The sequence below is a fragment of the Streptomyces sp. H27-H5 genome, assembly GCF_026627505.1.
Lineage (GTDB): Bacteria > Actinomycetota > Actinomycetes > Streptomycetales > Streptomycetaceae > Streptomyces.
Map to the genome: position 1 here is coordinate 72,292 of NZ_JAPNLK010000023.1, position 25,040 is coordinate 97,331.

Below are 25,040 nucleotides of genomic sequence, written 5' to 3' on the forward strand. Positions count from 1 at the left end.
ACGGCCTGGATCCAGCCCTCCAGGGAACTCATGAACCCCTCGAATCGTCCCGGTGGATGGTGTGTCCGGCGCCCGCCACCGAACGGACCTCGAAGCCGCGCTCCTTGAGCAGCAGCGACCGCTCGGACGAGATCAGGAAGCTCGGGTCGGCGAGCTGCACCAGCGACGGGACCACGGGTGCGGCGGGCAGCAGGTCCGTGCCGAACAGCGGGGCCAGGCACAGGGCCGTCGCCTCGTCCCACACCGCCAACGTCTCCAGTTCGATGTCCACGTCGGCGTCCTCCCAACGGGGGTTCATGGCCCGCACCCGCTCCCTGGAGGCCGTCGCCTTGAATCCGGCGAACACCTCGGGCCCGGCGCCCTCGAGGGCGGCGAGGTGCCACGCGGGGTCGGAGGTCCACCGCGAGCCGGGTGTGAAGTCGCACGGTGGTGCCTTTCTCGACGTGGTGACGGATGAGGTGAGGGGAGCGGGGGCGAACGGGTGCGGCCGGGCCGTCGTCAGCGGACGCCGCGGATGGGCTTCACCGCGAGGGCGCCCGCCACGGCGAGCACGGCCGCGACGACGAACAGCGCGGTGTAGCCCCCGCTGACCGACACGATCACCGAGGCGATGAAGGGCGCGATGATCTGCGGTCCCGCGTTGGCGATGTTGAGCACGCCCATGTCGCGCGCCGCGTCCTCGGCCTTGGGGAGCACCATGGTCACGAGCGCGGTGTCCACGGCCATGTAGCAGCCGAAGGCGAGCCCGTTGACCACGGCGAAGGCCAACATCGCCGTCCAACTGGTGGAGACGGCCGGGATCACCAGGGCCAGCGCGGACAGCAGCGCGGACGCGCCGACGAACAGCTTGCGACGGTCGAACCGGTCGGACAGCCAACCGCCGAGCACCGTGGACACGACCATGGCCACGCTGGTCAGCGGCATCATCACGGCCACCGCCGCCTCCGGCTTCATCCCCTCGGGCAGCACGGTGTGGTCCTGGAGGATGTACAACTGGTAGCCGCTCACGGCGAAGTAGCCGAGCACGAGCAGCGCCCGTCCGATGAACGCCCATCGGAAGTCGTGGTTGCCGAGCGCGCTCGCGAAGGCGGCGAGCTGGACCCGGAGCGGCAGCGGGGCACGGGCCGGCAGCCGTTCCTCCCGGGCGCAGGCCGTGAAGAGCACTGCGGCCCCCGCGACGATCGCGCCGAACACGAGGTATCCGGTGCGGTAGTTCTCGGAGAAGGCGGCGCCGAGCAGGGCGCCGAGGGTGGATCCGAAGGGCAGTCCGAGGCCGACGGCGGCGGAGGCCTTGCCGCGGGCGGTCACGGGGACCCGGTCGGGGACCACGGAGGTGATGGCCGCCTGATAGACGTTCATGACGGCCTGGCCGAGGCACCAGGCGATCGTGATCAACAGGATCGTGTCGGCGAACCCCAGCAGGAACATGGCCGGGAGCGCGGCGAGTCCACCGCCCAGGATCCACGGATTGCGCCGTCCGCTGCGATCGGACAGGGCGCCGGCGACCGGATTGAAGATCGTCGCGAGGATGGCCGAGACCCCCGCGATCAGGCCGAAGTTGGCGACCTTGTGCGCGGGGTCGATGTGCTCGACCTGGAGGGCGAGCAGGATGCCGGCCACGCCGATGTACAGGGAGTACATGGCGGTGTTGCCGACGAGCAGGAGCGGGAGCAGGCCGCGTCCGGGACCGGACTTCGCGGGTCTCTCGGACGCGTCGGGGGTGGCGCCGGCGGTGCCGGTGCCGGGGGAGGAAAGGGCCACGGTGCCCTCCTGGGCGGTGTCTGCGTGCGGCTGACGGAAGATGCGGAGGGGGAGGGGGTGCGCGCCGCCCTGTCGCGGTGGCGGGGTGCGACGGGACGCGGCAGGGCGGCGGCACGGCTGGACACGTGGGCCCACACCGCCGTCGAGCGGGGTGTGACAGCGGAGGTTACACGTGTCAATGAATCGTGTAACCACTGTGTAGCACCCGTTTCTGGCCATCCGCTAGACCTCGGACGCAACCGGTCTGGAAAGATGCGACGGCAATGTCTCAGTCATCGAAGCCGGCGAGGTCGCCGAAGTCGCCGAACCCGGCGCCCGCGGCCCCCTCGCCCTCCACGCCGCCCCCCGCCCCCGCGCCGGCGCCCACCCTCGTGCCCGTACCGGAACCCGGGCCGGAGCCGGTACCGGAACCCGTGCCGACCAGCGCCGACGTCGCCCGCCTCGCGGGCGTCTCGCGCGCGACGGTCTCGTACGTACTGAACAACGCGGAAGCCGTGCGCATCAGCGAGCCCACCCGCCGCAAGGTCCGCGCGGCCGCCGAGGAACTCGGGTACGTCCCGCACGCCGCCGCCCGCAGCCTGCGCGCCGGGCACACCCGGATCGTCCTGCTGCCCACCTCCCACGTGCCGATCGGCCCGCTGTACAGCACCTTCCTCAACGAACTCCAGTGGGCCCTGCGCCGCCTCGACTACACCGTCGTGCAATACGGCAGCCTCGGACTCGGCGGGGACGAGGCGGCCCGCGCCTGGGCCGAACTGCGCCCCGTCGCGGTGATCTCGCTCGGGGAGATCACCCTGTCCGCGCGCAACGTCGCCACCCTCAAGCGGGCCGGTGCCCGCGCGGTGATCACGCTCGGCCCGGTCGGCGTGCCCGGAGCCCACGCGCTGGTGATGGACCAGGCGGAGGTCGGCGTCCGCGCCGCGTCCCACCTGGTCGAGCGGGGCCGCCGCCGGATCGGTGTGATCGTCCCCGAGGAGAGCGGCCTGGAGCTGTTCTCCACGCCCCGGCTGGCCGGGGCCCGCTCGGTGGCGGGCGCCGAGGTCGAGGCCCTGTCGATGGCCTACACCGAGGAGTCGGCCGGGGCGCTGGCCGCCCGCTGGCGCACCCTCGGGCTGGACGCGGTCTTCGCGTACAACGACGAGTACGCGATGTTGCTCATGCGGGCCCTGCAGGACGCGGGCCTGCGCGTCCCCGAGGACGTGGCCGTCATGGGCGCCGACGACCTGCTGATCGGGCGACTGCTGCGGCCGAGGCTGAGCACGGTGGCGCTCGAACTCCCGACGGGGGACCACCTGGCCTCCCTGGTGGACGCGGCGGTACGGGAACCGGCCGAGATCTCGGAGCGTCACGACCTGATGGCCGCCACGGCCGTCCACCGCGAGTCCACCTGACACGGCGGCCCCTCGAACCCACGGGTCCGCCGGTCGGGGACCCGTGGGCGGCGGGCCGGCCGGCCCCCGGTTCCCGGCGCGCCGCGGACCCCGATCGGGCCGGCCCCGGCCCCGGAGCGGGCGCGCGGGGCCCGGGAACCGTTGACAGGCGGTGATCGCCGGACGGAGACTGCGGGCGCGCCCCACCGGGCGCACCCGGCGTCGCGGGCCGGTGCCGACACCGGCGCCGTCGCGGCGCCGCCCGTACGGATCCGCCCAGGAGAGCCCCCATGAGCATCCGCACCGTCCGCGACGTGTACGTCGTCGACGCCGTCCGCACACCGATCGGCAAGTTCGGCGGGGCCTTGGCCGGGGTCCGACCGGACGACCTGGCCGCCCACGTGGTGCGCGCGCTGGTGGACCGGACGCCCGACCTCGATCCGGCCCGCATCGACGACGTCGTGTTCGGCGACGCCAACGGCGCGGGCGAGGACAACCGGGACGTGGCACGGATGGCCGTGCTCCTCGCCGGGCTGCCCGTCACCGTTCCCGGTGTCACGGTCAACCGACTGTGTGGCTCCGGTCTCGAAGCCGTGATCCAGGCCGCCCGGGCCATCGCGCTCGGGGACGCGTCCGTCGCCATCGCAGGCGGCGTGGAGTCGATGAGCCGCGCCCCCTGGGTGGTGCAGAAGCCGGAGCGGGCCTTCCCCGCCGGGCACCAGCAGATGTGGTCCACCACCCTCGGCTGGCGGATGACGAACCCGCGCATGCCGGCCGAGTGGACCGGCTCGCTCGGCGAGGGCGCCGAACTCATCGCGGAGAAGCACGGCATCACGCGCGAGGCACAGGACCTCTTCGCCCTGGACAGCCACCGCAAGGCCGCCGCCGCATGGGCCTCGGGGCTCTACGCCGACGAGGTCGTCCCGTACCCGGGCGCCGACCAGACCCGGGACGAATCGATCCGGGAGGGCTCCACGCCCGAGGCGCTCGCCCGCCTCAAGCCGGCGTTCCGTTCGGACGGCTCCGGGACCGTCACCGCCGCGAACGCCTCCCCCCTGAACGACGGCGCCGCCGCGCTGCTGCTGACCGACGAGGAAGGGCTGGCGGCCACCGGCAGGGAGCCGCTGGCCCGGATCAGCGCGTCCGCCGTCACCGGCATCGAGCCCCAACTGTTCGGCCTGGGGCCGGTGGACGCGGTGGCGCGGGCGCTGTCGAAGGCCGGCCGCGACCTGTATGACCTCACCGCCTTCGAGCTGAACGAGGCTTTCGCCGCCCAGGCGTTGGGCTGCCTCGCGGCCTGGCCGGAACTGGACCCGACGAAGGTCAACCCGCGCGGCGGAGCCATCGCGATCGGCCACCCGCTGGGAGCCTCGGGGGCCCGACTGGCGGGTTCGGTCGCCCACCAGCTCGCGGCGGCCGGCTCGGGAACCGGTGTGGCGGCGCTGTGCATCGGGGTCGGGCAGGGCATCGCGCTGGTCCTGGAGCGCTGAACCGGCGGCCGTGAGTGGTGGGTCGTGAGTGGTGGTCGGGCGAGCGGTGGTCGTGCGCGGTGGTCGTGAACCGGCGGTCGTGAGCAGGCGTCGTGCGTAGGCGGTCGTGAACCGACGGCCGTGGGCGGGTAGTTCCGAGCGGGTCGCCGGGAGCGCCGGCAGGTGACCGCCGTCTCGATCATTTCCGGTCACCCGGTGCGTCAACTGCCCAATAACTGAACAGAATTGGGTCTCCGGGTCTGACACGATGGCGCGTGCTGCCGCCCCCCGCCCCGTCCCTTCCCCACCCGGAGGCCCCGCGCCATGCCGCTCCTCGACCCGACGCTCTGGCAGGACGGACCCACCCTGACCGGCGGAACCGCCCCGGTCGTCGAACCCGCGACCGGACGTACCCTCGCCACGCTGGACCTCGCCTCGCCCGCCGACGTGGCGGAGGCCGCCGTGCGCGCCCGGGCCGTGCAGTCCGATTGGGCGCGGGCCACCCACCTGGAGCGGTCGGCGGTCCTGCGCCGCGCCGGGGACCTGTTCACGACCCACGCGCCGGAGCTGAGGGACTGGCTCGTGCGCGAGTCCGGTTCGATTCCCGGCAAGGCGGAGTTCGAGCTGCACGTGGCCGCCCAGGAGTGCTACGAGGCCGCCGCGCTGGCCTCGCGACCGGCCGGGCAGGTACTGCCGAGCGAGGCGCCCCGACTCTCCTTCACCCGCCGGGTGCCGGCCGGGGTGGTCGGGGTCGTCGCCCCGTTCAACGCGCCGCTGATCCTGTCGATCCGCTCGGTCGCGCCGGCGCTCGCCCTCGGCAACGCGGTGCTGCTCAAGCCGGACCGCCGGACCGCCGTCTGCGGCGGCCTCGCCCTCGCGGCGGTCTTCGCCGCCGCAGGCCTGCCGGCCGGGCTGCTGCACGTGCTGCCCGGGGACGCCCGGACGGGCGCCGCGGTGGTCGAGGACCCCCGCATCCGTGTGGTGTCGTTCACCGGCTCCACCGCCGCCGGTCGCACCGTCGGTGAACTGGCGGGCCGTCACCTCAAGCGCGCTCACCTGGAGTTGGGTGGCAACTCGGCGCTCGTCGTGCTGGAGGACGCCGACGTCGAGGCGGCCGTCGCGCAGGCCTCCTGGGGCTCCTTCTTCCACCAGGGCCAGATCTGCATGACCGCCGGACGGCATCTCGTCCACGCGTCGCTGTACGACGAGTACGTCGAGAGGCTCGCCGCGCGGGCGGAGGAGCTGGCGGTCGGGGACCCGTACCGGGACCGGGTCCACCTGGGCCCGCTGATCGACGAAGACCAGGTCCGGCGGGTCCACGCGCTGGTCGAGGCGAGCACCGCCCAGGGCGCCAAGCTCGTCGCGGGCGGCACCCACCGGGGGCTCTTCTACCGTCCGACCGTACTGGCGGGCGTCGCGGACGACACACCCGCCTACGCGGAGGAGGTCTTCGGTCCGGTGGCGCCCGTACGGTCCTTCGCGACGGAGGAGGAGGCGGTGGCGTTGGCCTCGGCGGGCCCGTACGGGCTCTCCCTGGGGATCGTCACCCGTGATGCCGCGCACGGGCTGGAGCTGGCCGACCGCATCCCGACCGGCATCGCGCACGTCAACGACCAGACGGTGAACGACGAGGCCGTGGCCCCCTTCGGAGGGGTCGGCGTCTCGGGCACGGGGGCCCGGTTCGGCGGGGAGGCGAACCTGGACGCCTTCACCGAACTCCGCTGGACCACGGTGCGCGCCACCCCGGCCAGCCACCCGTTCTGAGGCCGATCGCCCCGGTGCAGGGAGGAACGTTCTCGCAGCTCAGCGGGGTGCGGGGGCGGGATGGAATTCATGGGGCGGGCCATTCGTTCAAGCAGCACACGCACCAATCAGGAGGTTTGAACACCGTGGCAACCGTGGAGCTGACCAAGGACAACTTCGACCAGACGGTCAGCGAGAACCCGTTCGTGCTGATCGACTTCTGGGCGGGCTGGTGCCGACCCTGCCTCCAGTTCGCGCCGGTCTACGAGAAGGCCTCCGAGGCGAACCCGGACCTCGTCTTCGCCAAGGTGGACACCGAGGCGCAGCAGGAGCTGGCCGGAGCCTTCGAGATCACCTCGATCCCGACGCTGATGATCGTCCGCGACCAGGTGGCGATCTTCTCCCAGCCCGGCGCGCTGCCGGAGGCGGCGCTGACCGACCTCATCGCGCAGGCCCGTGCCCTCGACATGGACGAGATCAGGGCGAAGATCGCGGCGGAGCAGGCCAAGGCCACGGGGGACTCCGGCACGCCGGAGGCCTGAGATTGTCACCACCGCCCCCGGCCTGCCGTGACACTGGTCCGTATGACTGAAGCGGTGGAGTACGACGTGGTGGTGCTGGGCGCGGGCCCGGTCGGAGAGAACATCGCCGACCGGGTTCGCGCCGCCGGGTTGAGCACGGCCGTGGTGGAGAGCGAGCTGGTGGGCGGCGAGTGCTCGTACTGGGCCTGCGTGCCGAGCAAGGCGCTGCTGCGTCCGGCGCTGGCCCGGGCGGACGCGCGCCGCGTTCCGGGCTTGGCGGGGGCCGTCCAGGGGCCCCTGGACGCGGAGGCGGTGTTCGCGCACCGCGACTATTGGACCGGGAACTGGAAGGACGACGGCCAGGTCGACTGGCTGGACTCCATCGGGGCGGACGTCTACCGGGGCCACGGGCGGCTCTACGGGATCCGCAAGGTCGCCGTCACCAGCCCCGAGGGCGAGCACCACGTGCTCGCCGCCCGGCACGCGGTGGTCGTGGCGCCCGGCACCCGGGCCGTGATCCCCGACCTGCCCGGCATCGCCGGCGCGCGGCCCTGGACGAGCCGTGAGACGACCTCCGCCCGCCAGGTGCCGGGCCGCTTGCTGATCGTCGGCGGCGGCGTCGTCGCCGCCGAGATGGCCACCGCCTGGCAGGCGCTGGGTTCCCGGGTGACCGTGCTGGTGCGCGGCTCGCGGCTGCTGCCGAGGATGGAACCGTTCGCCGGGGAGCTGGTCGCGCAGGCGCTGGAGGAGGCGGGCGCGGTGGTCCGTACGGGCGTGACCGTGGAGGCGGTCGTCCGTGACGGTCCCACCGGACCGGTCACGGTGGTGTTGGAGGGCGGCGAGACTCTGGAGGGCGACGAGCTGCTGATCGCGACCGGTCGCGCGCCGCGCACCGAGGACATCGGCCTCGACACCGTCGGCCTGACCCCCGGCGACTGGATCGCGGTGGACGACGGCTGCCGGGTCCCGGGCCACGACTGGCTGTACGCCGTCGGCGACGTCAACCACCGTGCGCTGCTGACCCACCAGGGCAAGTACCAGGCCCGGATCGCGGGCGCGGCCATCGCGGCCCGAGCGGCCGGAAACGGCCCGCTCGACACCGAGCCGTGGGGCGCGCACACGGCCACCGCCGACACGCGGGCCCTGCCGCAGGCGGTGTTCACCGAGCCCGAGGCGGCGTCGGTCGGGCCGACCCTGGCCGAGGCGGAACGCGCCGGACTGCGGGTCCGCGCCGTGGACTACGACCTCGGCAAGGTCTCCGGCGCCGGCCTGTACGCCGACGGATACCGGGGACGGGCCCGGATGGTCGTGGACCTCGACCGGGACGTCCTGGTCGGCGCCACGTTCGTGGGTCCCGGCGCGGCCGAACTGTTGCACGCGGCCACCATCGCGGTCGCGGGCGAGGTCCCGATCGACCGCCTGTGGCACGCGGTCCCGGCGTTCCCGACCATCAGCGAGATCTGGCTCCGCCTGCTGGAGACCTACCGGGGCTGACCCGCGGCCTTCGAGGGCCCCGCCCCCGGCTTCCTCGTAGGGCGCCTCCCGACCGCCCGTGTCGCCTTCGCGATCGCCCCTCTCGCCCGCGCCGGGCACCTCCGGGCCTGCGGCCGCGCCGCTCGGCGGGCCCGCCCCGGGTGACGGGGGTCCGCCCGCCGACGGGTCCGGGGCGCCGCCGCCCGGCGCCCGGGCGCACGGCTCGCCGGCCGCCGCCGCGGGCGCCGCACTCGTCCTCACGGGAACCGCCGCCGCTCTGGTGGCCGCCGGTCGGGTGCTCGTCGGGATCCGCCGGGGGACGGTCGAACCAGGCTGATCCGCCGCAGGGACGGGCCTGTTGAATGGTGGCACCCGAGTGAAGGAGCGACCGTCCGTGACAGTCATCGCCCACCTCAGCGACATCCACCTCGACGGCGGCGCGCGCGCCGCGGATCGTACCCGCGCCGTCATGAGGTACCTGGAAGAGCTGCCGTACGACCTGGACGCGGTCCTGGTGAGCGGCGACATCGCCGACCACGGCAGCCCCACCGAGTACGCGGAGGCCCGCAAGGCCCTGGTCTCCCGCCATCCCCTGGTGGTCTGCCCCGGCAACCACGACGAACGCGTGGCCTTCCGGCGGGACCTCCTCGGCGAGGCGGAGCCGACCGCGGCGCCCGTCGACCAGGTCCTGCGCGGCGAGGGGTTCGTGCTCGCGGTCTGCGATTCGTCGGTGCCCGGCGAGCATCAGGGCTTCCTGGAGGACTCCACGGTGGCCTGGCTGGACGGCGTACTGGACGGGACCCCGCGCGAGGTCCCCGTGCTGGTGGCCTTCCACCACCCGCCCGTGTCCCTGCACATCCCCTACGTCGACGGGATCCGGCAGTTCGGCGAGGACCGGTTGGCGGACCTCGCCGAGCGGCACCCGCACCTCACGGCCTTCCTGTGCGGGCACGCCCACACGGGGGCCGCGACCACCTTCGCGGGCCGGCCGCTGCTGGTGGCGCCGGGCGTGGTGTCCACCACCCGGCTTCCCTGGGAGGCCCGCAGCGGGGAGAACGAGTACGTCCACCTCGACGAGCCGCCGGTCGTCGCCTTCCACGTGATCGGTGACGACGGCCGGCTGACCACCCACTACCGGGTGGTCGTCACCCGGTAGCTGCTGCCGTCGCGGGCGCGCGTGAGGCGACCCGAGGTGATCAGGTACCTCCGCAGGGCGGAGCAGTCCTCGTGCACGATGCGCAGCGCGTCGTTCACCTCGGGCTCGGTGTAGTCCCGGTCCGGGGTGAACAGGGTCTCCGTGAGGTGGGCCAGCAGTTGTTCGCGGCGGGCGACCTTGCGGGGGATCGCGATGAGGCGGCCGTCGGAGAAGAGGTCCGAGACGCCTCGGGGGGTGCGGGGGGGTTGTTCGGTGTGTGGCAGTGGTGCGGTGGTGTGTGACATGCCGGGCAGCATCACCCGGCAAGGAGCCCCCGGGCAACGGGATTTCCGCCGGGGCCGGCCGCCGACGCCCCGCTTCGGGTGGGCGGGCCCGGACGCGTCGAAGGCCCGCCGACGCCGGAATGGCTCCGGTGCCGGCGGGCCCGCTCGCACGGGTGGTTCACCTGCGGGTGGTTCTCACGCGGGTGGTTCTCATACGGGTGGTTCTCATGCGGCAGGTGACAAGCGGATGCTGCACACGCGGATGGTGCACGCGCGGGTGGTTCAGGGGCCGACGGTGATCTGCTGCGCCGGGTTGGTCGTGTCGGTGACCTTGTAGACCGCGTTGAAGGTCGACGACGTCGCGCTCGTCGGGCAACCGAACCCGCCGGTGACCGTGACCGGCACCGAGGCGTTGGTGAAGGTCAGGCTGGGCGGGGCGCCGTTGGTCCAGGTGCCGCCGACGTTCGCCGGAGCGCTCGGAGCGGCCGTGACCGTGCAGTTGGCCAGGCCGGACGTCGTCACGACGAGCCCGCCGACCGGCATCTTCAAGGTGGCGGTGATCGGCGAGCCGTTCTGCATCGACACCGTCCAGGCGCCGCTGGTGGTGACCGTCGGAGTCACGCCCGGCATGCTGGAGGAACAGGAGGAGTACGTCGGCGGGGTGATCGGCGAAGTGACCGCACCCGCCGGGTTGTTGTTGCCCGGCGCGGCCGGGACCGTACCGGTGGAGACCGAGACCGTGCAGGTCACGGTGACCGAACCGGCCTTGAGCGTGGCCTTCCCGCTGAGGGTGGCCTTGAAGGCGTGCCCGGCCGGGGTGACGGTGGTCGAACCCGCCAGCGGTAAGGGCGCGGCGGTGGCGGTGGCGGAGGCCACCGTCAGCGCGGCGGCCGCGGCCATCCCGAGGGCGAGAGCGGTGCGCTTGCGGCTCATGGCTGTGCTCCTTGGGGATCGTGGTGCGGGGTGGGGGAGTGACTGCGGGCCCCGTGGGGATCGGGGTCCGCTTCCGTGCCTGCCTCCGGCTCCGGTTCCGGGCCGGCCTTCGGCTCCGCACCGGGGGCGGCGGAGCCCCCGGCACGTGGTGTGGTGTTCGGCTGCCAGGCGAAGATCATCCCGCCGCCGACGATGCCCAGCAGGGTGCCGATCAGGAACCCGCCGAGGTTCGACAGGACCAGCGTGGCGGTCGCGATCAGGGTGGTGAGGATCCCTGCCAGGGTGCGCTGTTGGGGCGAGTACCAGGCGGTGAGCCCGAGCACGATCAAGATGATCCCCATCAGGACGGACGGGATGCCCGCCACTCCCTGCTGGAGCATGATCTTCAACGGAGCCAGTGGCAGGACGCTGATCCACACCCCGGTGAGGATGGCAAAGAGGCCGCCCCAGAAGGGCCTGCTGCGTCGCCACCGCCGCCAGCGGCTCAGAAGCATTCCTTCTTCCCCTTGCTGATGTTCATGCTCAGCCCGGAGAGCTTGAAGGTCCCGGCGTTGGTGGCCCACGCCGTCTGGTGCAGATCGGTGATGTTGACCGTGTCCGCCTGCTGGGCGAACAGGTCCTGCATGCCGATCGCCTCCGCCGGACCCTTGTCGAGGGTGGACGCGTCGCGCCCGATCTCGATGTTGCTGAAGACCGCGTCGCCGGAGAGCTGTGTCGCGTCGACGAAGAGGTTGCTCGCCTCGACGGGGTTCTTCTTGCCCGCGGTGAGGTTGAGCGAGATGTCCCCGATCATCGGGAGGGTGGTGACCACCGACTGGCAGAGGCTGTGCAACTTGGCCTCCTTGATGGCGGTGACCGCCACCGGGATGAGCTCGTTGCGCGCGTTCACGTCGACGCTGCCGTACTGGGCGAATCCCTCGCCCTCCAGACTCGCCGCCGACACCTTGAACTGCTGCCCGGACACGGCGAAGGAGGCGGCGAGCGCCCCCTGTGCAAGGGCTATTCCGAGTCCCGCGGTCACGGCGATGGCGGGCACGGTCAGAAGTGCGAACTTGCGCCAGCGGACGCGGCCGTCGCCTCTGCCGGCGCCGCCGCCGCCGTCGTCGCCCTCGGTGCCGGGCGGTTCGGGCAAGTTCGGTGAGACTGCCATGAGATCGTCCCTTATCTCGGCTGTGCACCTTTGTTACCGACGAGTTGAATGTAAGAGTGCCAATGGAGGTTGGCAAGGTTGCCGGAGCGTACCGTTTCGGCCGACTCCTACTGGCCGGTCACTGCTCCGCGCGCAGGAGTTCGGCGACCTCCGCGGCCACCCTCCGCTCCATGGCCCGGGCGAATTCCGAGGCCACGACCTCACCCGCCACCGGGCGCAACGCGGACACCGCCTCGGACACGTGATCCAGTTGGCCGGCCGAAAGGCGCTCCAGCCCGTCCGGGCCGATCACATGCCGGCGGAACAGTCCGACGAACCGGTCCGCGAGCGCGGCCGCCTGTGTCTGCACGAAGTCGGCCGCGTCCAGGATCTCCGCCAGCGGCACCCCCTGCCGCACCAGCGTCAGCGTCGCCTCCAGCAACCGCCCGCTCAGGTGCGTGACCCGGTCCCCGTCGATCCGTACGTACCCCAACTCGGCCGCACGCCGGGTGTCTTCGGCGGTCGCGGTCGGCCCGAACAGCGCGCGCAGCTCCGCCAACGTCATCGTGACGGGCACCTCTTGGACCCAGTCGCGAGTCATCGCCCGCTCCAGACCCAGGAGTTGGGACAGTCCGCCACCGCGGTCCCACGCGTCGAGCAGCTCGGAGATGCCGTTCACGGTGTAGCCGCGCCCCAGCAGGTCGTTGATCAGACGCAGCCGGGTCAGGTGGTCGTCGGAGTACCAGGCGACCCGGCCCTCACGGCGCGGCGGCGGCAGCAACCCGCGCTCCTGGTAGTAGCGCAGGTTGCGCACCTTGACGCCCGCCGCCCGGGCCACGTCCTCCCGGCGATAGCGCCCGCCGGCGCGTCCGTCCTGTTCCCCCTGGCTGTCCACGCGGCAGAGTGTAGGACGTACTGGCAGGTCACATGGGCCTTACGGGCGTTGGTCGCGCTCCATCCGCTTGACCGCCCGCAACACGACGAACTTCGGCTCGCTCGCGGTGACCTCGCTGTTGCCGAACAGCCGCTTCAGGTGCGTGTGGTAGCCCATGTGGCGATTGGCGACGACCCACAGCTCGCCACCCGGCCGCAGCGCCTTGCGCGACTGCGCGAACATGCGCAGCGCCGTGGCGTCCGTCGTCGCCTGGTGGGAGTGGAACGGCGGATTGCACAGGATCAGGTCCACCGAACCCGGGTCCAGCATCGCGACCCCGTCACCGACGAGGAAGTCGGCCCGCTCCCGCTCGTGCGTCACGTTGGCGCGGAACGTGGCCTTCGCGGAGGCCACCGCCTGGTACGACTCGTCCGTGAACACGATCTCGGCCCGCGGGTCCGCGACCGCGACCGCCGTGCCGACGACCCCGTTGCCGCAGCCGAGGTCCACGACGCGGGCCCCGTCCGTGTTGGTCGGGATGCTCTGGAGGAAGAAACGGGTGCCGACGTCGAGCCGGTCGGCGCAGAAGATGCCGGCGTGGTTGACCACGGTCAGCCCGGCGCCCGAGCCCCCGTCCTCGTCCACGACGTACGTCAGCGGCCACGGGCCGGGGGTCACGGCGTGCGTGGCCCCGGGGGTGCCCGGCGTACAGAAGATCAGTCGGGCCTTCTTCTCCGCGAGCGAGGTCTTCGTCGGCCCGAGGATCCGCTCGAAGAGCCGCAGCGTGGAGGTGTGGATCTCCTTGACCATGCCCGTGCCCACCACGACCGTGCCCGCGTGCACGTGCGGAGCCAGCCGGTGCAGCTGGTCCTCCAGCAGCGCCAGGCTCTTCGGGACCCGGACGAGGAGCACGTCGATCCGCTCCGGCGGCGCGTCCTGCGTGGTCAGCAGCCGCACCGTGTCCTTGGCGGTCCCGATCCCGGCACGATCCAGGTTCGCCATGGTGGCCGAGCGGGTCAGCGAGGAGTCGGTGATCTGCGTCGGGTGGAACGCGGCCAGGGCCGTCGTCAGCGTGCCCCAACGGTCCCCGATCACGGTGATCTGCCGATCGCCGGTGAGATCCACCGGGCCGCGTTCCCCGGTACCGGATTCGAGGTGCCGCAGCAGGTACTCATCGGCGGCATCCCAGGCGCGGAGGCGATCGCGCGGGTCCTGGGGGAAGCGGGTGAGTTCGTAGGAGCCGAAAGGCGTGGTCAGACGGTTCATATTCGACCCAGGCTATCCGAGACGACCGCCCGGCCCCGCATGGGCGGGGCCGGGCGGCGCGCTACTCGGGAAACTCGCCCGCCATCGCGGCGGCGATCCGCAGGTGGGGGCCCGCCTCGGCGGCCCTGCCCTGGCGCTCCAGCGTCCGCCCGAGGAGCAGCCGCGCGTAGTCCTCCACCGGCCAGCGCTCCAGGATGGCGCGCAGCTCCAGTTCGGCGCGGGACAGCTGTGCGGAGTGGTAGTAGGCGCGGGCCAGCAGCAGCCGGGCAGCCAGCTGCTCGGGGGCCTCGGCCGTCAGCGAGCCCAGGACGCGGGCGGCGGTGGCGTACTCCTTCGCCTCGAAGAAGAGACCGGCGCGCGCCCAGCGCTCGGCCGGCGTCCCGTGCTCCAGGTACTCCACCGGCGTGTTCATCGCGTTCCTTCCGCCGTTCCGATGCTCTGTCCGGTCTCCCCAACACGGGGGACCCACCGAACATTCCATGGAACGCCGGACGCGGCGCGGGGCTAAGTTGTGCCCCATGAGCAATCTCGATCGCCAGCCCGCTCTCTCCGCCTGCGGCGGCCGCGGTTTCGTCGTGGCCGAGCCCGTGCGCGAGCTCCTCAGCCCGCGCACCGTCAAGCTCGGGGAGTCCACCGAGGTCCGCCGCCTGCTGCCCAATCTGGGCCGCCGCATGGTGGGCGCCTGGTGCTTCGTCGACCACTACGGCCCGGACGACATCGCGGACGAGCCCGGCATGCAGGTGGCGCCCCACCCGCACTCGGGGCTCCAGACCGTGAGCTGGCTCCACGAGGGCGAGGTACTGCACCGCGACAGCGTCGGCAGCCTGGAGACCATCCGCCCGCGCGAGCTCGGCCTGATGACCTCCGGCCGGGGCATCAGCCACTCCGAGGAGAGCCCGCGCCCGCACGCCCGCCTCCTGCACGGCGCGCAACTGTGGGTGGCCCTCCCCGACGCCCACCGCGACGTCGCCCCGCACTTCCAGCACCACGCCGAACTCCCGCAGGTCACCGCCCCCGGCCTGACCGCGACCGTGATCCTCGGCACCCTGGACGGGGCCACCTCGCCCGGCAGCACCTACAGCCCGATCGTCGGCGCCGACCTCGCCCTGGCGGCCGGCACCGAGACCCGGCTCCCGCTCGACCCGGACTTCGAGTACGCGGTCCTGTCGATGTCGGGAGAGGCCACCGTCGACGGCGTCCCGGTCCTGCCAGGCGCGATGCTCTACCTGGGCTGCGGCCGCACGGAACTCCCCCTGCGGGCGACCTCGGACGCGGGCTTGATGCTGCTGGGTGGCGAGCCGTTCGAGGAGGAGATCGTCATGTTCTGGAACTGGATCGGACGGTCCCAAGAGGATATCGCACAGGCCCGCGAGGACTGGATGAACGGCAGTCGCTTCGGCGAAGTGAAGGGCTACGACGGCGCTCCGATTCCTGCTCCGAAACTTCCCCCAACTCGCTTGAAGCCCAGGGGTAGAACGCGCTGAACAGCGCTAATGTCATCAAGGGTGCGGGCTGCACGTGGCGGCTCGCATCGTTCCGCTTCTGAGGGCCCGGCGGGAGTCGACATGATCTCGGCAGTGGCATTTTGATCTTGGCGTCGAGTCTCATGTGGATCAGGGTGTGGTCAGGTCTAGTCGAACGAATGCTGACACTTTGCTGACTCTACTGACGAGTAGTTAGATGTCGGGAGGGAGAGTCGGACGGTCCTCGTGGCAGAGGTGCCTCACGCAGAGGTGCCGGTCGCGAACCGTTCGGCTGCCCCGGACAGGGCCGGTTCGACTCCTCCCTTCAGGGTCGAAGGCCGCAGTTGGCCCGCGGCGGAGGTCGGCCTGCGAGGTTGTAGGCAGTCAACAAGACGCCGTGCTGGAGCCGCCGCGGTCGCGTCGGCAGGGCTCCATGCCTTGGGACGTGTTCAGCGGGTGCTCGCGGGTGCGGTTTGGGGAGGTCCAGATGTGGCCGTTGACGGCAGCTCGGCCCACCAGCTGCCGCGCCTATTCGTTGAACGGGCCAGGCCGCCCTTCAGGCGATTGACTCATCAACAGGTTCTTCGTCCGCTGGTGGTACCGCAGCTGCACCCACGCTGTCCAGGGGGAGGTAGTTGGTGCAGCTCCACGGCGGGGGCTGGTCCGGAACTGGTCCGGATCTTGGTCCTGGTGGTCCCCAGGCGGAGAAGCTGGCGTGATGGGAAGTTCTGGGAGTGATCCATGTCTTGCACTCGCCAGCTGGGCCCGAGGCTGTGGTCGCCCTACCGCCAAGGTGCCTGGGCGCGCTGTGCCTGCTGTTGTGCGGAGGCGGCGTCTGCGCGTGCCATGGACAGGAGGTGGGGGAGCCGCCCAGCTGCTTGGGTGTTCCACCAGCAGTGGGCGTCGGGCGAGAACGCGGCCTTGGGGACGTTGTCGATGGCTTCTTGGTATACGGCGGGCGAGTCGTGCCATTCGGTGTCGCCGATCACTCGCAGGGAGCGGCGCGAGAGACTGTCGAGGAGAGTGAAGAGCCGGGGGACTGCCGTCAGGCGGTGTCGGCTGGGGCCGGCTTGGCGGGCACTGCCTGGATATTGGGCCCAGAGGAGGTACTGGGCCGGCCACGGAAGATCGATTACCTCGCGTCCGTCGTAGGCCACCACCACCGGCTCGGCCAGGGAAGCAGCGATGCCGGTCACCAGCCCGCGCCCCGCGTGGTGCAGTTGATCGGCCAGCCTGACCACCCACGGTTCATCCTGCAGGTCGCGCTTGATCGCCCGCTCCAGGGCGTCGTATGCGCGCGCCCATCGTGCCGCTACCGGAGAGGCGTGGCGGTTCTGCTCGGCAGGAGTGAGATGCATCAGGGCATGGAGCCACCTCTCGCACCACCGGTCGAAGCCGGACTGGTAGTCATACCGTGCCGTGCCCGAGAAGGTGTCCTTCCCTTCCTGTGCGTCCAGGGCTTCCTCGCAGATCTCTTCCCAGGTCTCCTGCCAGGGCAGCCGGAACTTCCCGGGCCGACGGCGCCGGAAGTCGGAGTCGAGGAGCGCGGCAGCCCCGATCAGGAGCAGCTCTTCTTGGGCATTCCCACCGCGGTAGGCGTCGGCATGGCGCTCCGCCAGCCGATCACGAGCGCCGCCCAGTGCCGACTGCGGCTTCCGAAGGAGGCGGTGGACGTCCCCCGCATTGCTCCCTCCCGGTCCGAACATCCCGAAAGTGAGGACGTTGCAATACGCCTCCAGGTCATGCCCGGAGGCGAGCCGGCCGGCCAGCGTCGCCAGTTCTTCCATGCCTGAGATCAGACGACGGGCTTGCGTGTAGTAATCGGGGAACGGGTTGGGGCAACGCCGGCACCCCCCAGGCTCCGGAACGTCGGCCATGCTTCCACGATCCGGCACCCGCAGGCTGACGGCAGCCCGCTGCGGAGGAACGCGGAACGCCCCGCACTCTGCCGACAGATGGAGCACCGAGCCGCTCGCCGTCTGCCACAGCGGTACGTCCATTCCCGCCAGAGGGCCCAATGGCACGTCGTGTGCCGTGGGAAGGGGTACCTGGTCATGTGCTGTAACACTCGCGGACACGCTCGTGATCTCCTGCCTCGGGATGCCGAATGCGTACCGCACCAGCCTGTCGTACGCCCGAGCGCCACGGCGCAGCTTTCGCCGATCGAGTGACGGCGCCGAGGTCCAGTCCTGCTGGGTGCCTCCCCCGACCGGCCATCGGCTTTACGGTTCAGGGTGGTGGGAGGCCACGTGGAAGAGACTGGGCAGGACGTCGGTGGAAACGTTGAACGCTGGCCCCCACCCGGAGGTGGGGGCCAGCCTCGCAGGTGTTGACCTGCATGTGTCGACGTCCGCGCTGTTGTCGCAGGGCGGCGAGGTAGCGCTAGGCGTCGAGGGCGCTGCCCAGTCGGAGCCGGCTGCGGTGATGGTGGGCGTGGAGGGACGTGGCCGACGTCGGATGTCATGGGGGCTGGGTGGACAGCGGGCACCGCCGGCTGCACCGGCAGGGCCTTGGCGTGGCACCCCGTGACGGTGGCCGACTGCCCCCCAGTGGACACCGTCTGCCGCCAATGGGCTTCGAACCGCGTGCCTTCACCCGGCGGGCTGGCTGATAACAGGGCAGCCGTTGTGTACCGCGCCGCTCGGACCCTTTCAGCTGCGGGAAGACGTTTCCCCCTCCTGGGGGATGAATCGAATCTGGCGTGCTTCGGCCCAAGATCCGATTCTGGCTTTGTAGTACGTCGTCCAGGCAGCTGCGTTGACGCTTCCGTCGTGCGTGATGGGTGCGGCCTCGACGATGCCGAATGCCTGGACGAGTTCGTTTGCGATGTGGGCCGCGGTCTGGACGAGTGGGACACCGGCGTCGGCAAGATCGTCCACCAGGGCGACGGCCTCAGCGTCGGCGTACGGGCACATTCGGATGCTCAACTGGGAGCGCCGCGAAGCATGGATGTCCGTCTGGTCGATACGAAAAGGCAGCAGCGGTGCGAGTTGGGGTCGGGGCGGCCCGTAGGGGTGCGTATGAGGTGCTTCCACGAGTGCTGCCTTCACCAGGGCGGTGCCGGTGGCGCCGGACCGATCTCGGGCGTGTGCTCCCAGGAACGCCAGCGCTGAGAGCAGTTCGTAGACGACTGCGTCGAGGTTGGCGAAATGGAACTCCTCGTTGTCGGCTGTGGCGGCGCCGGCACCGATGCCGTAAGCCCATATGCCGGAGCCGTCCCGGTGCAGTTCGCAGTGCTGGTAGCCGTAACCGTCGGGCTGGCCGCTCGTAGCGATCAGGCGGCGTGACCCGACCAGAACGCGAGAGAAGAAAGAGTCGCCGTCACCGAGGTAGGGGGAGGCCGCAATCAGGTCCCGCTGGTAGCGGTTGTAGGTCTCCCGGGTAATCGTCATGTCTCCGGGCACCTCGGGCGTGACTGTGACGAGGAGTTGGGGTTGGTTGCTGGCCGGCAGCGCTGCGAGCCCCTCTCGCTCGACGTCTTGGAGCCGGCTAGCGCGGCTGGCGGACGCGGTGAAGCGTTGGTGGTAAGCGGTGGCGATGTCGGTCTCAGTCAGCCAGTTGGTCCGACTTCCGGAACGGCGGGGGTAGCGCAGTGCCTTCTCGGTCGGCTTCGTCGGCGGCGTGATGACGGCATGAGGACCTTGGGGGCTCCGCGGCACTGCGATGATGAGGAAGCCGCGGCCATGGTCTGCTGGATTGTGGAGCTGATAGGTCTCGTAGCGAACGGCGGGGGCCGTGCTGCTCCCAACGACTTGCTCCAAGTGGCGCAGGTGGGCGTCTGAGAGATCGATGTCCATTGCCTTCGAGGGAACTCCCCGAGCCTCCGCGAGACCGACCACTAGGACACCACCGATGTGGTTTGCGAAGGCGCATACGTCCTTGGCCAGTTCTTCCTTGCCTTTGGGATCGGCAGCGGCAAGTTGTTGCTTGTAGTCGAGGTCCTCGGCCTCAGCTGCTTCTTCCACACCGACCAGGCTGGCGATCTGCTCGTAGGTCGACTCACTGAGCGGGCCGCCGAAAAGCGCCTCCAGGCGCCGTGAACGAAACGACATGGCTGGACGCTAGTGCACCGTGGCCTGTTTGTGCAGGCCCTTCTCGTTTCTGGAAGACCATCCCATCGGGGCTATGCGGCCGGATAGGGTGCCCTCCTCCGGAGGGGGTCGGCACGTGAGCAACGTCAGTCCGCAGCGGTACCGCGAGATGACCGAGAAGATGATCACCCACTACCAAGCAGCCGGACCGATCGAGACGAAGCAACGGAGATACCGTCCCGTGCTCATAGGACACGGGTGGTGCGCGGAAGTACACCGCCTCGCCGCGTCCGCCTTCCAACTCGCCGATGCCGGCTACGCCCACGAGGCGCATATTTTGCTCCGCACCATGTTCGAAACCACGATCAGTCTCCACTGGCTGTCTCAGAAGGGTGATGCCGGAGCACTGGGGGTCTTCGCCGAGGGCGAGAGGGCGAACCGGGCCTCAGCGGTAGACCTGGAGACGGCATTCTCCCCACCCCAGGATCTCATCGACATGATCAAGAATCAGCCCTTCGGCAAGACCGACGAGAGCGAGATCTTCCGCAGGTTCCAGGCCCAGTGCGACGAGATCGACCCCAGGAGGGAGCTCTACTCTGTCTATAGGCACCTGTGCGGCTATGCGCATCCCAGCACAGTTGGCGCATTCGCCTTCATCGAACCGTCCACCGAACCGGTCAGCCTTCGCAGCACTCCGAGAACGCCTGCTTCCACCGTGGCGGTGACCGCAGCCATGTGCGTGCTCTGGGCCGGCCGTGCCTTCGACGAGATGGTGAACGGCAAGCCGCGAAAGCAGTTCCTGCGGGCCGTCGCCAGGGAGCTTGACCTGGCACCGATCCTGCCTGCGCTCAGATAGGAGCGCCGGGGAGTTTGCCACGCCAGCTGCTTAGGGCATTCGTTGACCAGAGTATCGCGTGTTGGGGCGGGTAGGACTCCCGGGCACGGACGAGCCCCCTACCCTGCAGAACGATTGGGGGTAAGCCACGCTCCGATTTCACCAGGGAGGAGTCGGGGTTCCGTCAACATCGAGGCCGAACGGCCACATTGCAGCGAACTCGTCCGGTATTTCGTCACCCCAATCGCCTATATCTGCGGCACGCCGCAAAAGCTGTTCGGAGAGCTCCTCGTTTCCCCATTCCATCCTCAACGAGCTGGCCTTCAGCAGGGCGTATCCATCGTTGCTTACGCATGCCTGGGTCAGAAGCGAATCGGCTGCGGTAAGCTCGCGAGCTTCCTGACAGAATATTGCCAGTTCGATCAGCGTGAAGGGATCGCTAGACTCGGAAAACTCGGCTAGGAGCTCGTAAACCTTGGCCTGCTCACCTGATTCATGGTAGTGGTCGAGAAGTTCCAGCATGGCGTGGGTGCTGCCCGCATAAGCGGCTTGGAGAAGAAGCTGCATTGCCTCTTCGGGGTGGCCGAAGTGTTTACGAAAGTGGGCGAGCATCCTGGTCGCCTCCGGCGGGCCTCCATCGGCAGCCGCAGTGAGTAGCCGCTCGGACTCAGCCAGATCTCCACTCTCCAGCCTGATGCCAGCCAGCTGTATCAGCACGTACGGTCTCCCCGCCTCGGCCACTTCGGCGAGGAGGCGTTCGGCGCCCTCCTGGTCACCTCCTTCCGCGCGGAGCCGAGCGAGCTCCATCAGCAGGAAGGGGGTCGTAGCGGGCTTTCCGGCGAGAAGATGTTCAGCTCCACCCTTATCCCCTGCCTTCTCTCGCAGCCACGCGAGCTGCTTGAGAGCGCCGACGTCGCCGCTTTCGGCAGCTCGCGTGAGGAACTGCGTGGCGCCATCCGTGTCGCCGGCATCGAGTCGGAGCCGTGCGAGTTCCTTGAGCGCCTGGTCGTTGCCTGCAGTCGCGGCTTGCGTAAAGAGGTGCTCGGCGCCTTGCTGGTCGTTGTCCTCCTCGCGGAGGTGGGCGAGCGAGAGAAGAGCTTGCTGATCACCAGCAGCGCAGGCTTGGACCAGTAGTCTTTCGGATTCCTCAAGGTCGCCGACTATCTGGCGAATGAGCGCGAGCATGGCTAGCGATCGAGGCGCTGGGACGAGTGCGTAGAGGTAGTAGGCCCATTGCAGCCGATGGCGTTCGAATGCCGCGCTCCCCAGGCGTTCCAGATCGTCGATGTCGGTGATGTGGTCGTGTGCGGCCTGCCAAAAGCTGGCGGGTGGGTACAGCGAACGGCGCTTGCGGCCGTGCTCTTCTAGATAGTCCGCTAGTCGATATCGGGCGGCTTGAGCGGGTGTGACTGTATGGCTGCTGGCCGTCCGTGGGGCACGGCTTGTGCGACGTGGGCTGGACCGGCGGAGAGGAGCGAGGTGGCCATGCACAGGTTTGGTGAGCTCGTCCAAGGCCCGCTCAACCCAGTCATTCGCGAGGAGGTCGTACTCGTGATCGCTGAAGTAGTCAGCGGCGGCGTCGGCGAGGAACTCGATTGGTAGGTGAAGGCCGACACCGAGGCGCCGGGCATCCATGGCCGCATGGAGAAGGCATCGTGCCGGTGCGCTGGCGTTGCGGTAACGGCGCAGCAGTTCGGGTGCTCCTGCAAGATCTTGAGCCACTCGTCCGTCCGGAGCACGTTGCAAGGCGGCAGCAAGGAGAGTGTCGCCGCCGTCGGCGATGAGCCGTGCAGCTTCGAGTGCGGCTTGGTCGAACGTGTCAGGAACGGACGCCGTGCGCCCAGCGAGGAGCTCGCGCACCTGGCCGTAAGAGTCTGGCCTGCCTGGCTGGGGAAGGGCGCTGTATTCGCGTTCGTACTCAGGCCAGAGCGTGCCCAAGACAAGGACGGGCCCGCGATCCCGGTCAGTCAGCAGTGCGCGGAGGGCGGCAGCAAGAGTTTCGCCATCGTGTGTATCGCCAAGGTAGTGCTGAGCCTCGTTAAGCCACACCACCGTGCGGGGTCCCACCTGTTGAAGGCCGGCCAGAGCCGCTTTCGCCCGGCTCGGGTCGAAGGGGTGCCACAGTCGCCAGCCGCGGTCCGACAAGATTTGGACGGCCTCCCAGCATGCCCTCGTCTTACCTGTCGACGATGGGCCAACCAAGACCAGCAGCCCGCTCCGTCCACTGGCAGCCGCCTCCACCACACCAGCTAGCGTCGTGTCATGCCCACGTCGCACATATCCGGGCAGGTCAACGCTCGGAGCCGGAGAGGGCGACATGCCTGCGTCGTCTGTCCGCTGTGCAGAGGTGGCGGCCAGACTCCCGGCAGGATGCACCTCCAGGTCGTACGGGTCCCACTCGCCTACTGGCCGTCCCACACCGCCCGGGCCCTCGTCCATCTCCCCTTCAGCAACGGATTCGGTGGCAGCTTCCTGACGCAAGCGCAGCATCATGTCCACCTCGAGCCGGAGGACCTTTGCGATGGCCGCCACGGTGTCAGCAGAAGGCACGCGATCCGCACGCAGGGCGCCGTTGACGGTTGTTCGCCCCAAGCCCGCCCGTTTGGCGACCTGGCTCTGATCGAGACCAGCCTTCGCGCGACCCTCCTCCAGGCAGCGCTGAAGCTCACTCAGTGACGCAGAACGCCCTTCCAGAGACCCCCGGCTCAACTGATCACCCTCATGTGTCCATCAGACTGTTCGGCCGTGTTCATCATCGTTCACCGCGAACCCAGGCGGACACCGAAGCCGACAGATTCGAGGCCAGCGCGAATACGCGGCTCCACAGCTCCTGAGGGGAAGTTCTCGCTATGTCGAATCGCCTAGCCCTGATCTTGTTCGCCGTGCTGACGCTGCTCGTGTGGGCTCTTGTGGCCGCAGCGGGCGCCGGCTACCTAGCCCGTCGAGACGGGGCTACCTACCCAGCTGCACTCACTCGCGCGGCAACGGCCTTTGCCGCGACTGTGGCCACGGGGGCTTCTCTTGCAGCCGCAGCTGACGCCCTGGCGCGCTGAGCCCTTGTGTGGCGTCGAGTGCAGGTCGGCTGCTGTGGTCGCGCCCGGTACCAAATGGCGTGAACGTGTCGCCGTGAGGGCTCGCCTCGACTTGGTGTCGATGACCCATCATGTCGAGTGTGTCGCGATCCTTGAGCCCGTTGGAAAGGGCCTCTGACCTGCAGGTTAGGGCAGTGTGCGTTATGTGCGCTGTGGGCGTTACGGGCGATATCTTGACGCAGATTTGACGCTCGTGACGCACGTTTGACGCACGCCCGGCGTCCTTTCTGATGTGGCGTCAGCATGAAAAAGCCGCCTTCCGTACCAGGGTGAAGTCCTGGTGTGGAAGGCGGCTTTTTCGCGCCCGTCGTACTTGGCGAGGCTCCAACCCGGCCCGGGGTCACGGACTTGGGTCCGACTACGTACGGCGACGGTCGTGGCTGGGCTCCCGGGCATCCTGCTGCATACCGGAAATAGATCTAGTCGGCTGCGTGTTGGCGGTAGGTCGGTACGGAGGGGGAGGTGTCGGGCCTGAAGTTGTTCAACACGATCTGCTCGCCCCAGTGCTCGGGGACTCCGGCCAATGCGGCGAGCATGTCCAGGGCGTCCTGCGCGCGGCGTCGCTCACTACGGCGTGCTGCTCGAAAACGACGAGCCCCTGACGGCGTGCGCCACGCACTCACCCGAACTCGAGCCGATCGGCGAGCGTACAGCTCACCACACCTGCCAGAGCTGTACTCGGGCTCTCCTGGTGCTGACGACCCCGCCCCACGCTGGCGAGCTCGAAGCCCGGCCCGCAGCCGGTGCGGGAAGGAGCGCAGCCGCCCACCGCCCGATCCCCGGCCACCTGCTCGGCTACTGCGGCAAGCCTCTCGACCTCCGCCGCGCCACCGGCAAGCGGGCCTGCGCCAACTGCGCCCACCTAACCAAGACGCTGGAGGCGCTGCGGGGGCGCGCGGGAGAACTCATCCTCCCCGCGGGCGAGTCGTGTCACAGCGACGACAGCCTGCTGTGGACTCCACCCGGCGCCGGTCCCCTCACCTTCGGTCACCGCCGCAACAGCGCCACCGGCCAGACCTACTGCGGTGAACGGCAGCCCACCGTTCCGAACCCCGGGGCACACGAGTGCCCTGCCTGCCTGCGCCTGTGGGCCGAGGAGGAGACCTTCCGCCAGATGTACACCCTGCCCGAAATGCGCGTGCAGACCGCCGCATGGGCGGTCGATGTGCACGGCGCCTTCGAAGAGCGGGCGTGGCTGCTGGAGCCGGGCGACCGGTACACGATCTCGGGCTGCGGCGAAGGCCACCACGTGGTTGCCGTCTCCCGGAATCGCTACGCCAGCCATGTCGACCTCGTCGTCTATCTGCCTGGAGAGGACCGCATTGCCGATGCCCGAGTCCACTGCGACCGGCTCCTCGGCATCGAGCGACCCTTCGCCGACGGCAGCACGACCGGACTGCCCGCCCCGCAACGCGAGGCGTAACGAGCCGCACGCCGCCTGGGGAGATCCACCGAGCGGCTTTGGGCCACCCTGAGCGCGGGGTGGCCACCTTCCCACACGCGTCGCCAGCTGGACAGGCCCGGTTCCCCCTCCGCTAGTGCTGCTCCGCGAAAGTTCGTGGAGGGGGGTTCAGGCTTCCTGGAGGGGGCTGGCGGCGTAGGTCCACTTGAAGGGGCGGGCGGTCTCGTTCCGTTTGATCATGTAGTCGTCCATCTTGGCG

Annotated in this window: 22 protein-coding genes and 1 pseudogene; 10 read left to right on the plus strand and 13 right to left on the minus strand. The window is 70.0% G+C overall.

Going from position 1 to position 25,040, the window contains the following annotated elements; translation table 11 throughout:
• Positions 1-28 precede the first annotated feature (28 nt).
• A complete protein-coding gene (locus OTB19_RS14405; protein WP_267798551.1) occupies positions 29-298 on the minus strand; it encodes a hypothetical protein in 270 nt (89 codons plus the stop codon).
• Positions 299-498: 200 nt separating this feature from the next.
• Complete coding sequence (locus OTB19_RS14410; RefSeq protein WP_267798552.1) at positions 499-1,761, minus strand: MFS transporter; 1,263 nt, start codon at positions 1,759-1,761, stop codon at positions 499-501.
• Between the two features lie 263 nt (positions 1,762-2,024).
• Here OTB19_RS14410 and OTB19_RS14415 point away from each other — a divergent pair, with 263 nt between their 5' ends.
• The 7 genes from OTB19_RS14415 (at position 2,025) to OTB19_RS14445 (ending at position 9,493) form a co-directional block, all read left to right on the plus strand.
• Positions 2,025-3,152 (plus strand): LacI family DNA-binding transcriptional regulator, encoded by a 1,128-nt coding sequence (locus tag OTB19_RS14415; RefSeq protein WP_267798553.1) that lies wholly within the window; start codon positions 2,025-2,027, stop codon positions 3,150-3,152.
• 269 nt (positions 3,153-3,421) lie between these two features.
• On the plus strand, positions 3,422-4,621 hold the full coding sequence (locus OTB19_RS14420) for a thiolase family protein (protein ID WP_267798554.1): 1,200 nt from the start codon (positions 3,422-3,424) through the stop codon (positions 4,619-4,621).
• Positions 4,622-4,924: 303 nt separating this feature from the next.
• Positions 4,925-6,364, plus strand: a complete 1,440-nt coding sequence (locus OTB19_RS14425) for an aldehyde dehydrogenase family protein (RefSeq protein WP_267798555.1) — start codon at positions 4,925-4,927, stop codon at positions 6,362-6,364.
• A gap of 125 nt (positions 6,365-6,489) precedes the next feature.
• The gene (locus OTB19_RS14430; RefSeq protein ID WP_267798556.1) at positions 6,490-6,885 is read left to right on the plus strand and encodes a thioredoxin family protein; all 396 of its coding nucleotides are present in this window, start codon (positions 6,490-6,492) and stop codon (positions 6,883-6,885) included.
• 42 nt (positions 6,886-6,927) lie between these two features.
• Positions 6,928-8,358: a dihydrolipoyl dehydrogenase family protein gene (locus OTB19_RS14435; protein WP_267798557.1), complete on the plus strand. Its 1,431-nt coding sequence runs from the start codon at positions 6,928-6,930 to the stop codon at positions 8,356-8,358.
• Positions 8,359-8,416: 58 nt separating this feature from the next.
• Positions 8,417-8,674, plus strand: a complete 258-nt coding sequence (locus OTB19_RS14440) for a hypothetical protein (protein WP_267798558.1) — start codon at positions 8,417-8,419, stop codon at positions 8,672-8,674.
• Positions 8,675-8,731: 57 nt separating this feature from the next.
• Entirely contained in the window at positions 8,732-9,493 is a 762-nt protein-coding gene (locus tag OTB19_RS14445) for a metallophosphoesterase (protein ID WP_267798559.1), read from the plus strand.
• Here the strand turns inward: OTB19_RS14445 and OTB19_RS14450 are convergent.
• From OTB19_RS14450 to OTB19_RS14480, 7 genes are all read right to left on the minus strand, one after another.
• The gene (locus tag OTB19_RS14450) at positions 9,469-9,777 is read right to left on the minus strand and encodes a DUF2087 domain-containing protein (protein WP_267798560.1); all 309 of its coding nucleotides are present in this window, start codon (positions 9,775-9,777) and stop codon (positions 9,469-9,471) included. The genes OTB19_RS14445 and OTB19_RS14450 overlap by 25 nt on opposite strands.
• Before the next feature lie 261 nt (positions 9,778-10,038).
• Complete coding sequence (locus OTB19_RS14455; protein WP_267798561.1) at positions 10,039-10,689, minus strand: hypothetical protein; 651 nt, start codon at positions 10,687-10,689, stop codon at positions 10,039-10,041.
• Positions 10,686-11,183 carry a DUF6114 domain-containing protein gene (locus tag OTB19_RS14460; protein WP_267798562.1) on the minus strand — a complete coding sequence of 166 codons (498 nt, stop codon included), beginning with the start codon at positions 11,181-11,183 and terminating at the stop codon, positions 10,686-10,688. The genes OTB19_RS14455 and OTB19_RS14460 overlap by 4 nt, the downstream gene beginning before the upstream one ends.
• Positions 11,174-11,731 carry a DUF6230 family protein gene (locus OTB19_RS14465; protein ID WP_267798575.1) on the minus strand — a complete coding sequence of 186 codons (558 nt, stop codon included), beginning with the start codon at positions 11,729-11,731 and terminating at the stop codon, positions 11,174-11,176. The genes OTB19_RS14460 and OTB19_RS14465 overlap by 10 nt, the downstream gene beginning before the upstream one ends.
• 226 nt (positions 11,732-11,957) lie before the next feature.
• Positions 11,958-12,713 carry a MerR family transcriptional regulator gene (locus OTB19_RS14470; protein WP_267798563.1) on the minus strand — a complete coding sequence of 252 codons (756 nt, stop codon included), beginning with the start codon at positions 12,711-12,713 and terminating at the stop codon, positions 11,958-11,960.
• Positions 12,714-12,752: 39 nt separating this feature from the next.
• Positions 12,753-13,958 carry a methyltransferase gene (locus OTB19_RS14475; protein WP_267798564.1) on the minus strand — a complete coding sequence of 402 codons (1,206 nt, stop codon included), beginning with the start codon at positions 13,956-13,958 and terminating at the stop codon, positions 12,753-12,755.
• 61 nt (positions 13,959-14,019) lie between these two features.
• Positions 14,020-14,370: a tetratricopeptide repeat protein gene (locus OTB19_RS14480; protein ID WP_267798565.1), complete on the minus strand. Its 351-nt coding sequence runs from the start codon at positions 14,368-14,370 to the stop codon at positions 14,020-14,022.
• Positions 14,371-14,476: 106 nt separating this feature from the next.
• Here OTB19_RS14480 and OTB19_RS14485 point away from each other — a divergent pair, with 106 nt between their 5' ends.
• Positions 14,477-15,442: a pirin family protein gene (locus OTB19_RS14485; RefSeq protein ID WP_267798566.1), complete on the plus strand. Its 966-nt coding sequence runs from the start codon at positions 14,477-14,479 to the stop codon at positions 15,440-15,442.
• 761 nt (positions 15,443-16,203) lie between these two features.
• Here the strand turns inward: OTB19_RS14485 and OTB19_RS14490 are convergent.
• The gene (locus OTB19_RS14490; protein WP_267798567.1) at positions 16,204-17,208 is read right to left on the minus strand and encodes a hypothetical protein; all 1,005 of its coding nucleotides are present in this window, start codon (positions 17,206-17,208) and stop codon (positions 16,204-16,206) included.
• An 864-nt stretch (positions 17,209-18,072) separates the two neighbouring features.
• Positions 18,073-19,473 (minus strand): helix-turn-helix domain-containing protein, encoded by a 1,401-nt coding sequence (locus OTB19_RS14495; protein ID WP_267798568.1) that lies wholly within the window; start codon positions 19,471-19,473, stop codon positions 18,073-18,075.
• 115 nt (positions 19,474-19,588) lie between these two features.
• Here OTB19_RS14495 and OTB19_RS14500 point away from each other — a divergent pair, with 115 nt between their 5' ends.
• Entirely contained in the window at positions 19,589-20,308 is a 720-nt protein-coding gene (locus OTB19_RS14500; RefSeq protein WP_267798569.1) for a DUF5677 domain-containing protein, read from the plus strand.
• Positions 20,309-20,446: 138 nt separating this feature from the next.
• On the opposite strand, the gene OTB19_RS14505 is transcribed toward OTB19_RS14500, so the two are convergent.
• Together OTB19_RS14505 and OTB19_RS43630 are read right to left on the minus strand one after the other, a co-directional pair.
• Positions 20,447-22,147, minus strand: a complete 1,701-nt coding sequence (locus OTB19_RS14505; protein WP_267798570.1) for a hypothetical protein — start codon at positions 22,145-22,147, stop codon at positions 20,447-20,449.
• Positions 22,148-22,786: 639 nt separating this feature from the next.
• Positions 22,787-22,996, minus strand: a pseudogene (locus OTB19_RS43630) (helix-turn-helix domain-containing protein); the annotation flags it as partial.
• Positions 22,997-24,070: 1,074 nt separating this feature from the next.
• Between OTB19_RS43630 and OTB19_RS14510 the strand changes: the two are divergent.
• Complete coding sequence (locus OTB19_RS14510; protein ID WP_267798571.1) at positions 24,071-24,802, plus strand: hypothetical protein; 732 nt, start codon at positions 24,071-24,073, stop codon at positions 24,800-24,802.
• The last annotated feature ends 238 nt before the right edge of the window (positions 24,803-25,040 follow it).

Coding starts and splice junctions, on each gene's coding strand:
- OTB19_RS14495 (WP_267798568.1), bottom strand. CDS start 19,473: ATGTCGTTTCGTTCACGGCGCCTGGAGGCGCTTTTCGGCGGCCCGCTC.
- OTB19_RS14475 (WP_267798564.1), bottom strand. CDS start 13,958: ATGAACCGTCTGACCACGCCTTTCGGCTCCTACGAACTCACCCGCTTC.
- OTB19_RS14425 (WP_267798555.1), top strand. CDS start 4,925: ATGCCGCTCCTCGACCCGACGCTCTGGCAGGACGGACCCACCCTGACC.
- OTB19_RS14405 (WP_267798551.1), bottom strand. CDS start 298: ATGAACCCCCGTTGGGAGGACGCCGACGTGGACATCGAACTGGAGACG.
- OTB19_RS14415 (WP_267798553.1), top strand. CDS start 2,025: ATGTCTCAGTCATCGAAGCCGGCGAGGTCGCCGAAGTCGCCGAACCCG.
- OTB19_RS14460 (WP_267798562.1), bottom strand. CDS start 11,183: ATGCTTCTGAGCCGCTGGCGGCGGTGGCGACGCAGCAGGCCCTTCTGG.
- OTB19_RS14490 (WP_267798567.1), bottom strand. CDS start 17,208: ATGGAAGAACTGGCGACGCTGGCCGGCCGGCTCGCCTCCGGGCATGAC.
- OTB19_RS14455 (WP_267798561.1), bottom strand. CDS start 10,689: ATGAGCCGCAAGCGCACCGCTCTCGCCCTCGGGATGGCCGCGGCCGCC.
- OTB19_RS14480 (WP_267798565.1), bottom strand. CDS start 14,370: ATGAACACGCCGGTGGAGTACCTGGAGCACGGGACGCCGGCCGAGCGC.
- OTB19_RS14485 (WP_267798566.1), top strand. CDS start 14,477: ATGAGCAATCTCGATCGCCAGCCCGCTCTCTCCGCCTGCGGCGGCCGC.
- OTB19_RS14420 (WP_267798554.1), top strand. CDS start 3,422: ATGAGCATCCGCACCGTCCGCGACGTGTACGTCGTCGACGCCGTCCGC.
- OTB19_RS14450 (WP_267798560.1), bottom strand. CDS start 9,777: ATGTCACACACCACCGCACCACTGCCACACACCGAACAACCCCCCCGC.
- OTB19_RS14435 (WP_267798557.1), top strand. CDS start 6,928: ATGACTGAAGCGGTGGAGTACGACGTGGTGGTGCTGGGCGCGGGCCCG.